The sequence below is a fragment of the Methylobacterium sp. genome, from assembly GCF_019745455.1.
Taxonomy (GTDB): domain Bacteria; phylum Pseudomonadota; class Alphaproteobacteria; order Rhizobiales; family Beijerinckiaceae; genus Methylobacterium.
Genome location: NZ_JAIETD010000111.1, coordinates 1 through 12,051, shown reverse-complemented (window position 1 = coordinate 12,051; position 12,051 = coordinate 1). Strand labels below are relative to the sequence as shown.

At 56.1% G+C, this 12,051-nt stretch carries 9 protein-coding genes; 7 read left to right on the top strand and 2 right to left on the bottom strand.

Annotated features, from left to right (window positions below; all coding sequences use genetic code 11):
* Positions 1–144: 144 nt before the first annotated feature.
* Positions 145–801 (bottom strand): SOS response-associated peptidase family protein, encoded by a 657-nt coding sequence (locus K2Y56_RS19995; protein ID WP_292511669.1) that lies wholly within the window; start codon positions 799–801, stop codon positions 145–147.
* A gap of 25 nt (positions 802–826) precedes the next feature.
* Between K2Y56_RS19995 and K2Y56_RS19990 the strand changes: the two genes are divergently transcribed.
* The 5 genes from K2Y56_RS19990 to K2Y56_RS19970 all read left to right on the top strand — a co-directional run bounded on the left by K2Y56_RS19990 (position 827) and on the right by K2Y56_RS19970 (position 4,673).
* Positions 827–1,153: a hypothetical protein gene (locus tag K2Y56_RS19990; protein ID WP_292511666.1), complete on the top strand. Its 327-nt coding sequence runs from the start codon at positions 827–829 to the stop codon at positions 1,151–1,153.
* 242 nt (positions 1,154–1,395) lie between these two features.
* Positions 1,396–1,734, top strand: coding sequence for a hypothetical protein (locus tag K2Y56_RS19985; RefSeq protein WP_292511663.1), 339 nt, complete (start codon positions 1,396–1,398; stop codon positions 1,732–1,734).
* A gap of 97 nt (positions 1,735–1,831) precedes the next feature.
* Positions 1,832–2,221 (top strand): hypothetical protein, encoded by a 390-nt coding sequence (locus tag K2Y56_RS19980; protein ID WP_292511660.1) that lies wholly within the window; start codon positions 1,832–1,834, stop codon positions 2,219–2,221.
* 81 nt (positions 2,222–2,302) lie between these two features.
* Positions 2,303–3,319 carry a ribosome small subunit-dependent GTPase A gene (gene rsgA, locus K2Y56_RS19975; protein ID WP_292511656.1) on the top strand — a complete coding sequence of 339 codons (1,017 nt, stop codon included), beginning with the start codon at positions 2,303–2,305 and terminating at the stop codon, positions 3,317–3,319.
* A 151-nt stretch (positions 3,320–3,470) separates the two neighbouring features.
* Complete coding sequence (locus tag K2Y56_RS19970) at positions 3,471–4,673, top strand: DUF2252 family protein (protein WP_292511653.1); 1,203 nt, start codon at positions 3,471–3,473, stop codon at positions 4,671–4,673.
* A 1,574-nt stretch (positions 4,674–6,247) separates the two neighbouring features.
* Here the strand turns inward: K2Y56_RS19970 and K2Y56_RS19965 are convergent.
* Positions 6,248–6,745 (bottom strand): lytic transglycosylase domain-containing protein, encoded by a 498-nt coding sequence (locus K2Y56_RS19965; protein ID WP_292511650.1) that lies wholly within the window; start codon positions 6,743–6,745, stop codon positions 6,248–6,250.
* A 2,832-nt stretch (positions 6,746–9,577) separates the two neighbouring features.
* Between K2Y56_RS19965 and K2Y56_RS19960 the strand changes: the two genes are divergently transcribed.
* Positions 9,578–10,477, top strand: a complete 900-nt coding sequence (locus K2Y56_RS19960) for a response regulator transcription factor (RefSeq protein ID WP_292511647.1) — start codon at positions 9,578–9,580, stop codon at positions 10,475–10,477.
* Positions 10,478–11,020: 543 nt separating this feature from the next.
* Complete coding sequence (locus tag K2Y56_RS19955) at positions 11,021–11,539, top strand: acyltransferase (RefSeq protein ID WP_292511645.1); 519 nt, start codon at positions 11,021–11,023, stop codon at positions 11,537–11,539.
* Positions 11,540–12,051: the final 512 nt, after the last annotated feature.

The following is a 12,051-nucleotide window of genomic DNA, read 5'->3' as shown; positions in this document are numbered from 1 at the left end:
CGCCGGCCACCTCAAGCTTGGTCGACAAGCTTGCAATGCATTAGATTTGAACCGGGCCACCTAACGGGGGCAGACCAATACCTTCATCGTTCTATGCCTTGATCGGCAATATCAGGTGGACGTTCCGTTCAGGTATCAGCGTCGTCAAGCCGGATCCCGCCGCGCGCCGCGCGCCACTTCCTGCATCTTCGCGTTCGGCAAGGAACGCTGCAGAGTCAACGCTTCCTCTGTCGGCGCCTCCAGCCAAGTCCGCCATTCCTCTGGCGTGGTGAGCAGCACCGGCATCGCCTTCGGGTGAACCGAGCCGACCACGCCATTCGCCTCTGTGGTGAGGAACGAGAACAGCCGGTGCTCTTCATCGACCCGATCCGGGTTCTCGGCCTTGGTGCCCCTGACACCCGTCCAGGGCCGCCAGATGCCGGCGAATGCAAAGAGCGGCCGTTCTTCGTCGAGAGCGAACCACACCGGCGTCTTTTTTGGCTTGGTGTCTGCGTATTCCGAAAAGGAGGACACCGGGACGAGGCAGCGATAGGCCGGCTTCAACCATGGCCGCCAGTGCGGGCTGGCCACGTTGCGCACGTTGGTGACCGGGTGCTCGCCAAACTGCTTAGGGCCGGGAATACCCCAGCGGAACATCTCCATCACGCGGTGGATGCGCTCGATGCGGACGATCGGCGCACGCTGGTCAGGGAAGATGCCCGGCAGCGGCGGGAGGTTGCCGGTGTGGTCCGCGCCGGCGTCCACGCCAAAGGCTGCTCGGATCTCCGCTTGCGGCGTGACCAGACTGTAGAGGTTGCACATCGGGCTAGGGTGCAATGAGAAATCGGTGCAGATCAAGGTGCTCCCGAACCTATTGCGGCAACCGCTCGCCCTGCTCTATCCGTGGCTGATGATCGAGAAGCTCACGACGGCCTCCCTATGCGAGGCAAATCTCATTGGCGATGATGAGGTCACCGCAGCAGTCGAAGCCTTCCTGGCGAACGCGATGACGCCATCCTTTGTTTTCAGGGAGGGCTATCGCCTCGATCTTGGAAAGGCGGTCCGGCGGCACCCCGGAGCTAACGATTTCGTTAACGGAGGCAATGCCGGACCGATGATGAAGCGCCCCTTCGTGCTCGCTGCGATTATGCAGGCCCGGCCTGTGAAAGCCTGAAGTCGGCATGCTCGGCAAAGCCCCGCGCATCCGCTTCACGTCGTGTCCCCCGCTCCGTCTGTAGACGGACTAGGTGAGATCTACCTTGCGCGAGCGCCGATCGCGGAGCCGCTTCATGTCGGGCGCGGATCTCCAGCAGACGGCCTTACGTAGCCAAGGGAAACCAGCTTGGCCGCCTCCGCAACCCGCTGCTCGGCCACCCGCGGACCTCTTACCGCGACGCGCAACTGCGATAAGAACAAATGCAGAGCATCTGCCTTGACCTGTCCGGTCAAACCGATCGAGCAGCGCTTGAAGGCAACGGAGAGAACGGACGACGAGTCTTTGACGGAACGAGCGTCACTCTCGGGTGTCTGGATATTGCCGCCGAGCATCCTGTTCGATACTGCGGAGCTATGCCTAATCTCGATAGCCTCCTGGAACGCCTCAAGGTGCGCCAACGCGACCTCATCATGGAGGCGGCGCAATCCGATCGCCTACCTGCCGACAGTACCTTGCGACGTATCTCGGAGCTTGAGAACGCGATCGCGGCCGTCGAGGCCGTGGCGGCTGAAGAGGCGGCGAAGGCTCGATCTGCATGATGCAGCATCCGCCAGTCCCTTCGCCCTGGGGCTCCACTCGAACGCTGACGGAAAGCGGTTGTAGGAGCGAGCCGCCGCGCTCCGCGTCCGAGGCAGCATGATCCGAAAGCGTCTTGCCTCAAACGCGACCCTCGTCGACGTCGTGAGGGATCTTGCCGAACCGGAGGAGTATCTACGCCGCCTCCTCGGCAACATGCGCTTCTGCCAGAAGCATCACGGCGACGCCTTCGTGCGAATCGGCGTGGCGGGCAAAAGTGCTGGGGGACCGAGCAGGCTCGCCCCCTCATATCGCGTGGACTACCCGACTGCGGAGGAGACCCTCGCAGTCTTCAACGGCTTCGGCGGCTCCTCGCACAGCGCTTTCACGCCAACCAACACTCTGGAGACCAATTGGAGCCGAGACCATCTCACCATTCGTGAGGTCCAGGCAATCTACGACGACGCAAAGAAGGACGAGACGCTCAAGGCGCGCTGGGCGAAGGATTGAGAGCACCGTGCTCCCCTATGCTGCCCGCCGATCCAACCCCCGCCTGTCCATGACGGCGCTGCCGTACCAAAGGACGGACCCGTGACAGAACAAGCCGCTGGCCCCAATCTCCTGTCGCCTGGCAGCTTGGGATGGTCCGATTTCTTCGAGGATCAATGTGAGCCTAACGAGGCTGCACTTACGGCTTGCCGGATCGCCACGGTTCACCGTTCTCGCCTGACAGCCTTGGCTCCTACCGGGCTCATCAAGCTGGTGCTTCCGGTTCACACCAACACTGGTGAATTCGCCGTGGGCGATTGGGTGCTCGTCGATCCGGAAACTGAGACCCTGCACCGCCGCCTCAACCGTCGGACTGTGCTGGAGCGGCGCGTTGAGGGCAGCAAGACTCTTCAGCCCGCCGCGGCCAATGTCGACACCCTGTTCGTCGTCACCTCCTGCAACGCGGATTTTAATCCGGCTCGACTCGAACGCTATCTGGCGCTGGCCAACCAGGGCGGCACAAAGCCCGTCATCCTGCTCACCAAAGCCGACACGGCAGACGATGCTGTTGCCTATCGGCGCCAGGCTGCTGAGTTGCAGCGTGGGCTCGCCGTGGTGACCCTCAATCCCCGCCATCCGGACGCCGCGAGCGCCTTGGGCCCCTGGTGCGGCGCTGGGCAGACCGTTGCGCTGGTTGGCTCCTCCGGGGTCGGCAAGTCAACCCTGGTCAACACGCTGGCCGGTCCGGGTCAGGAGCGGCTCCAGGAGACCGGCGGCATTCGCGAGCACGACGCCAAAGGACGCCACACCACGACATCGCGGTCCCTGCACGCCATTGCCGGCGGCGGCTGGGTCATCGACACGCCGGGGATGCGCACGCTGCACGTGAGCGACGCCGCGGAGGGGATCGAGACCTTGTTCGCTGAGGTCACCGAGCTTGCGCCCTCGTGCCGGTTTCGCGACTGCACGCACGCCCACGAGCCCGGCTGCGCGGTGCAGGCCGCCGTCGCCGAAGGATCGCTGGACCCTGAGCGCCTGACACGCTGGCGCAAACTCCTCAAAGAGAACCGCGACAACACTCCGGTCGTCAGCGGGCCACGCAATGGCAAGAAACGATGACCGACCCGGCGATCCGACGAGACTGACCACCGGCAAACCCGCTCCGGCACGGCGAATGATCCATCCGTCGCACTGTCAGGCCCGCTGCTCGATCTAGATACGTCCAAGTGTCAATTTTCATCCGTTGACGCTATCGACAAGAGGGCAGGACGTGGGTCGATCACCAACCTTTGGACCGGACCAGCGCGCAGCTGTTTTGGAGCGGCATCGCACACTCAAGATGGCCAAGTCCGCTCATGCCTATGTACGGGGCAACACAGCGAAATTCTACGAATGGCTTGACGGACACCCAGGCGGATTCCCGGAGGGGCCGGCAATCTGGATCTGCGGTGATTGTCATATCGGCAATCTCGGACCGCTTGCCGACGCAGATGGCCGGATTGCGATTCAGATCCGTGATCTCGACCAGACGGTGATAGGCAATCCCGCATTTGACTTGATCCGTCTCGGCCTGTCGCTCGCGACCGCGGCGCGCGGATCTGATCTACCGGGTGTAGTCACGGCGCTAATCATCGAGCATTTGGTCCGTGGTTACGTACAGGGCCTCGACCCGGCACATGACAGTGCCCCTCCGCCTCAGCCCGATGTCGTCAAAGTCGTCCGCGATCGCGCTTTTGCGCGTAAATGGGAGCATATGGCACGAGAACGTCTTGATGACGTGAAGCCGACCATTCCGCTAGGGCAGAAGTTCTGGGCTTTGAGCGAAGATGAGCACAATGCCCTAACCGCTCTGTTTCGGGAACTACCTGTTCGCGATCTGATCCTCGCCCTCAACGGTCGAAGGGCCGGCTACGAGGTCAGCCTGATTGATGCCGCCTACTGGATGAAGGGTTGCAGTTCCCTAGGATTCCTTCGGTATGCGGTTCTCCTAGAAATCAACGGCGCCAAGGAAAAGAAAAAGCTTGCCCTTGTTGACCTCAAAGAGGCGGTTGCGTCGGTCGTGCCCTGGGCCCCCGGCAAGCAGGCGTCGGCCGACAATGGCGAGCGCGTGGTCGCTGGTGCGCGCGCGCTTTCGCCGAATCTCGGCGAACGCATGGTTGCAGCTCAAGTCCTTGGTAAGTCCGTTGTCATGCGAGAGTTGCTGCCACAGGACCTGAAAATCGAAATCGACCAATTCACCCGGGAGGAAGCGGTGCTCTCAGCCCACTATCTTGCCTACGTGGTTGGGAAGGCGCACGGCCGTCAGATGGACGAACAAACACGTGAAGCCTGGCGCCGCGAAGTTTCGAAGCATCATGCGTCCGATCTCGAAGCGCCGTCATGGCTCTGGTCCAGCGTCGTCGCATTGGCAGGAACCCACGAGGTCGGTTACCTCGATCATTGCCGCCGGTTCTCGCTTACTCGGGCGGCCTGATGTCTCATCAGACCTCATGAGTGTTGCCGATAGCGTCGCATCGGTTCTCAAGAGGAACGTTCCAAACGCATCACAATCAATGACTCGCGGCAAGTCCTTACCGGCGATCAGGTAGCCGACGCAGCTCTGCGTAGCAAACGGGCAGGCCTTGCTATTAATGGGTCCCTAAAAAATGGCAGAAGCTTACAGATTCAAAGCGTAGCTGCACAGAATCATAAACCCGACCAATTTTCATTAGCGGCCTTAGGCGAAGAGATGGTGGATGCAGAAGCTATATTACTTAACTTAACGCGAATTTCAGCTATCGGCTATCGCGCCATAACGCTATCAATTCTTGCAACGCTGTCTGACCCTGCGAATGAGCTTCACGTACTGTAGAGGCTGAATACAGGCACCGGCGCAGGACCTGGTGTTCGCTACGAACAATCCAGTTGAAGCGTCCATGACTGGTTCGGCACCGCTCGACGTGGAGAGTGAAAACCTCCGATGAATCGGTGATCATGATGCCGCTCCTTCCAGGACCACGGTCTCAGACTCGATAAGTTGCTGACAATCCGGGAAATGGATCCAGTCCGTGAACGCTTCGTCCGGATAGCTGCAGTCGCAGAGCGCCATATGCCATGGCTTAGTGTCACCAAGGCCTTCTGGGTCCCAAGGAAACCGCTCGGGATCCCACCGAATGATGGCGCGCCGATCTCGGTCTTCACGATTGAGCGCGATGATCCATCGACCGTCTCGCGGGGCTCGCACCATCGGCATCCAGTGTCTCATCGGATCCTCGTGCCAGCCACGGTTCGCAAGTCGGCAGGGAATAGAAACGTTGACGGCGTGAAAACCGTTCAATCCTCGCGGGTCGTGTGCAAAACAATTATCGTGCAGCCGGAAATGCGACAGGCACAAGCCTGCTGCTTCTTTCAAAGCCAGGAACAGATTGCAGGTCTACGTCCGTTTCCGGCACCGGGTGAACAGCCGCAACTACCCCATGAAGGTCCGGGAATGGTCTAAACCAGCGCGCTGCACCCAGGCTGATCGAGGCGTTGCGCCCCACCTCGGTTTTTTCTTTCGATTGCAGTTGCGCGTACTGTTAAAAAAAAGACGCTTGAACATGCCTCTGCATGTTGTGGTATCCGACGAAAAAAACTTGTTGAGCGGCTTTTTCGTTGACTACCGTGGCGCCTCATTCACCCGTTCCAGCTGCAGAGACACACGGATTTAGCTACTTCTAGGCAACAAGACGTTGGTTCGAGCCCGACCGGAATCGATCTTTATTCAATGGGTTAGCCCTCAAATAAAACTACCTTCCGATAAAGATGCTGAGAGGGAATTCAGAACCAGATCACCCTTTTGTTCTCCGCTGAGGCGTCAGCGTTTTCGTATGATATCGATCGGCCATACGCTTATCGAGGACCGATACGGATCCGCCTTCTAACGTTGAGCGGCTGCGTTTTGGCGTCCTTGTCACGGCTGAAGGCGCGGATCTCCGCAACTACCTCATCGGCAGCGCCAACTCCGTCCCGAACCTTGTTGAGCAGGTCGGATAAGGGGCGTGAGTGAAAGGTGTCAGATCAGGATCGTTAGAGCGAAGGTAGCTGGACTCGAGCGATCAACTGATCAGCCTGCTGTTGCGTGTTGGGTCGAGCGACTTGAGCGATTGCACGACGAGCGTTGAGGTCCCTGCGCTTCGCCTGTTGGTAAAAGCCGCGCGCGTAGAGCAAGATCGCTTGGTTCTGATTGCCACCTGCTACACGATAGGCGGCTGCGAGATAGGGGACTGCGTAGGTCAAATTGGTGTTGGCATCGAGCAGACCTGACGCTGACCCGCTATAGCCCATGCCACGGGCTGTGCCGTGCCTGATCTGCATCAAGCCGTAATTTCCTCGGCTCGTAGCTCGTGCATTGTAGCGGCTTTCTCGTTGCACGACACGATGCACCAGCCCCTCTGGGATACCGTTCGCCTGCGCATGCTGCGTGATCAGCGTGTCGAGATCTGAACCACTGTGCAAGGGCGAAGCCCACGCGGGCAGGACGAGAGAACAGCAAGCGAGGCTGAATGAGGCGAACCGATATATCATGAGCACTCCGAACAAGAATTCAGTTGCTCAATCTACTTAGAATGTGTTCATCGCATGTCGTGAATTGAAAGCTATACTGTTGAGCTTCCTGCGATCCTGTGGCGCCGCGTGAGAACAAGGCTTCGATCGCCGTCTGGCTTTGTCCGGCGACGGGCCGTCAATCGGCGCGGGCATAATTGTCATCAACCAACCTTGCCCACACCTACTCGACGGAAGAAATTGTGGCGATCGATCCGATCATCAGAAAAGTTGATGCAAAAATTGTTCGCGCTTAGAGACGAGGAGCGTTCCGCCAACGAGCTTAAATCTCTGGAAAGCAGTCCGCTACGAGGCTCGCCGAAAGGGGGGCGGAAGACGTCATCCAGCCCGGCCCGTTAGAAGGAGCCTGTCGCTACGACGTCGTCATTCACCTGAGCGGAACGAGGTTCAATCAGTGTCCCCGCGATAGCAACAGGTTGAGGCGTTGTGGTCAGATCGCTCAGACTGCGCGTTTTCTGAGTCTCACGCGCCTGCTCCCGGTAGAGGGGAGGCGTGAGATGAACCGGGTCACCAGCTAGGGCCGAAGTAGACATGATCGACATGGAAATGAGGATGATTAAGGCAAAAGCTTGATTAGGACGCACGGTGGTTCTCCAGGCTAGTCCGGCTGGGTCGCCGGCCGATGGGTGAGATAGAACCATGTTTTTTGTGCGTTGCGATATGCTTATTTTGCATCGCAACATAATGCGCTTTCGGATTGCGGCAGCGACTATATTACATTTACAAGATGGGCGAAGCGCCTAATTGACCCGATCGAGGCATGCTCTGCGCGCAGAGGATGGTTAACAAATGATTAGATACTTACTAATTTTTCCTATGTCGGAAATAAAATTTCTTTTGCCGGCGCTTTGCTCGTACAACAGCTATCTGCGCCTGATTGCTGGCTTTCGCCCCAACTGTGAATTGATACTTTAAATATTTTTTGCCGCTGCGCATGCCTTCACCTCAGCAAGGAGTGCATTGATTGAGAACTGTGTCACCTTGCGTAAATCTATATGTCCGACTACCGACATACTTTCGATCTCGGGGTTCGTTCATACGCGAGGGCGATCGTCCTTAATGATCAGTGGATGGGTGTCCGTCTGATGATCGATCATGACGGGTTACAAGTTTTTACCGGGATCGAGACTGGCTTCCCCCCGGCTCGTGCTGGATAGTCGTGTATCCCTCCAGCTAGCCAGCGCTCTTCTGCGATGCCGCCGCAAGGAAATGGGTTGGAACGGGTTGCCCCTCCGCTCTCGCTGCATGCTATTAGCGCACTTGCTTCACCTGCTTTCACTGAGAGCTACAATGCGTCCGCTGGTATTGATGTCGCGGCTGCGCGTGGGGAGTCTTCAGTGCCGTGCCAGGTACTGCTACCCCCTGAATACTGGCGACTTCGTCAGACGCTTCAGCGCTTTTCGGCGCTCTAAAAGCTCGTCCACGGAAGGGAACGCAGAGGTGAACAACTTAGCAGTTTCTCAGTCCGGGCAGATTTCGGTCGGTCAGCGCCGCTTAGCCGTTCTCCGTTGACTAAACCTCTCTCAAGGAGCGAACTCCTGATGGGACCGGCGTTTCGCCATTGTCGCATCGAGCCCTGTCTCGGACTTCATGTCGCTCGCGAGAAAAAGTCATCTGGAGCCGCCCACCTCATGAAGCGCCACGTTGGTCTTTTGTGCAGACGCTTGTCAGTTGGATGGGACGACGCGATCTTGGCGCCGTTGATAATCGTCGCATCAGCAAGGGTCACTTTTTTGACGACAGACCTGAGCAAAGTGCGAAACGCGACTTGTCCTCATGGTAATAATCGAACGCACGGAGGACGACATGTTCAGGGCGTCGACTTGATGGCGACGAACCCTTGTTCCTGCACGCGGAGGACGCGAGGCCTACCACCGCAAGGGCGCCGCAACGGTTCGAAATATCACGCGTACCCCTTTAGACGGTGTGGCGCTTCATCGAGGAGTGCAGCCGCGGTCGCAATCACCGACGCCGGGGTGAAGGTCGCTGAGCGTGAGGTGACCGTGCAGTGGAATTGCTTTGGCTCTGCACTTAGGGTCCGGCAGCCGCACTCTTCGAGGTCGGTTACTCAGAAGTCCAGTCGGAGATCGTTCATTGTAGTAGATTTGCCTCTAAATACGACGACTAGAGTCCACTAATATGGCCACCCTTCAGGTCGCCGTGTGAAAAGAACGTCAGATGTAACCAGCAATTAACTGCGTGTCGATTAAGGCAATTTTTGGCAATATTAGATTTACTAAGACATGATATCAACTGCGCACGTTTCAACGACGAACTTCTGAGCGATACGCTTCTTCGTCTTATGACGACATAAACATAATGGCGCACAGCCATACCTAAGAGAGAACCATTTCTCAGGGGTAAGCCCATTGTGGGAGACGATGCGCTACGTGTGCTGCTCCCTGAAAGACACCTCTTGCTTTCAGACGGCGGGAGCACTGACTAATCACAAAGAATTAATTTAAACCTTGTTAATGCACAACCGATGATAGGCGCTCACGTAATCCGCAAGTTTCATCGGAAGATTTAGATGTTAACGACTCGTCAGAATCAATTGACAACTTGTCAACCTCTGCAATACAAGGATGTGGCGTGATTTTGTCACAGGGCGGGGCATGGTGGCAGCGCAGGCTGACAAAGGCATCCTTGAAACAGTACCTCAAAGGCAAAAAATATAACTAGAAAGTATTTTCTTAAACTTTGTGAAAATTTAAATTTATACCGTCAAAAAGTAAGTATTTAATCTCTTCCATCAAATGTCGCTTCAAATATTGAGGGGAGGTCTTTATGCGAATGATTGCGAATAATAATCAGATCCGTTCAGACAGCTCTAAAGAATCGACACCTGGCGCCGCCCAACATGGCGATGATTTCGCTGTCGAGGACCGTCATCAACGGCTCTGTATCGTGATCGATCAGCCTGCGCGACGCGAAAGTCTCGCATACATGCTAGGCGCGGTGCTTGATGAATGTACCGTAGAAAGCTACGCCGCACTTGAGGAGGTTCCCAGCAGTGAAAGGGGAATATTGCTCCTTCGTGTGCCTGTAGACTCAGATAGCGCAGACGTCATTTGTAACATAATAACGCAATTGAAATTGAATTTTTCGAGCTATAATGTCGTTATAATGTCTGATTGCAATAGTATTGAAGTTGCTGATTCTGCTATAAGATGCGGTATTAGCGGCTATCTTCTTCCAAGCGCTGGCATACAGACAATCGTAGCAGCAATTCGTCTAGCAATGGTCGGCGGAATCTATGTCCCGAGTGATTTGATTCACCATTGGACTTCATGCGCCGGAAGTACGGATGCGTTCAACGCTATTGGCTCAGATGAAACCTCGCTTGGAAATGAACCTGATACGAACGTGTTCACCGTGCGGGAGCTCGATGTTATCAAATGCTTGCAGCGAGGGCAGCCAAACAAGTTGATTGCATACGACCTTCACATGAGCGAAAGCACAGTGAAGGTTCATATGCGCAATATCATGAGGAAGCTTGGCGCGACTAATCGAACCCAAGTCGCATTCGTGACCCGGAGTGCCGGCGTCAACGGGGCAGCCGATGCGGCGATGAGCGTAGCTGCAAAAGCACTGCCCTCGCCGCCCAGGTGCGGCCCGATATCCTTGGATCCAGTCGTTTCCGTGGGGCCAGGCCATGTCTTGAGCCGGGTTTTTCACCGGGAATACAGGTAGAGATCGCTTTGCCTCTACTTTATGTCTGATAAAAAGGCGTCATATCTAGTCTGTATTTTGATTTGGATGATTTATACGGCATGGCAATCGAATGTCGCGACAAAAAACTTGCTTAAATTCCGTGATGCTCTCGGTCTCTGTGTTTCGAAGTAGCAATATGAATTTATATCTGATTAATATAGGCGTTGTAAGGCTAAAACTTTGATGAATTCAATCTAGACACGGCTTCATCCATTCCGATGAGGCATTGCAAGTCTAATGTAGCGTGATTTTTGATCACTTTCATGCAGGAAATGAGCTATCGCCTGGGCAGGTAGATCGGCCAATATTTCACACAAACTCAACATTGCGCATCCGGTTTCGGGTGGTCGAGACGCCTTATGCGAGTTGCTGCTCGCGTATCAGGCTCGTCGATTTTGATTCCAAGCTTTGGGATCATGTCAGTTCGAGTTCGCGCTCGAATTCCTGAATCTTCGAACACTCAGCACCAGTCGTGCGGCAATAGGGTCGGCCTTCGTCGGGACCGCGCCATGGAACGAGCAGATGCCTATTCGCAGCGATGTCAAGCTTGGTAATGGTGTGCACGTCTCCCACCCCGATCTGGTCAACCTCTACGGTTGCGAGATCGGAGACGGCACACAGATCGGCCCTTTTGTCGAGATCCAGGCGGGCGTCAGTGTCGGTGCGCGCTGCAAGATCTCGACTCACGCCTTCATCTGTGCCGGAGTGACGATAAATGATGAGGTCTTCGTCGGCCACGGAGTTTTATTCACGAACGATTTTTGGCCGCGTGCGACGAAAGGCGCGGGCGCGCTGTCCGGTGCTAACGATTGGATAATGGAACTGACGCTGGTCGCGCGGCAGGCTTCGATCGGCTCCAATGCGACGATTCTCTGTGGCATCACGCTCGGTGAGGGATCAATGGTCGCCGCCGGCGCTGTGGTCACGCGTGATGTGCCGCCCTGGGCACTGGTCGCCGGCGTTCCGGCGCGGATCATGAGTGACGCGTTGATTGGTTCCACCCAGAAGCCTCGTCGGCTGGATAGGCCGACATGGCGTTAAAGATGCTGGCGCTAGTCGCTTGGGCTTCCAGATAAGAAATATGATTAGAAATAAAACTTATCCCTGTTTGTGATGATATATTTACATTCTACAATAAAGTATCGGTTTAATAAAGTTATTATTATTCTTTGATGAAATAATTCATTTAATCTATGTGTGTGGCGAAATTTCGATACGATATTTTTCGGTTTGCCTGCGACCGGGTGTTGGTCGTCCTTCCAAGCTCAGTTTCTTGAGGCAATGAATAGCAGAGGTGAGCGATCGCTTCGGCTAGCCGTCGTCTAGAAGAAGATCGCAGACGGCTACCGTCTTCTATGAGAAGTCGAGCGCGAATCTCTCGTTCGAACCATCATCGACACAATACGCCTGACAAACGATGGCACCTTACGCACCATCCTCGAAGTCGTTGGTGCCGAACTTCGCCGCCGTCACCGAGGTGGATAATTACGGAGAACTTGCCCGGCTTCCGGTTGGGGTCGCTCATCGACCCAAGCCAAAAAGATTGTCAGCAG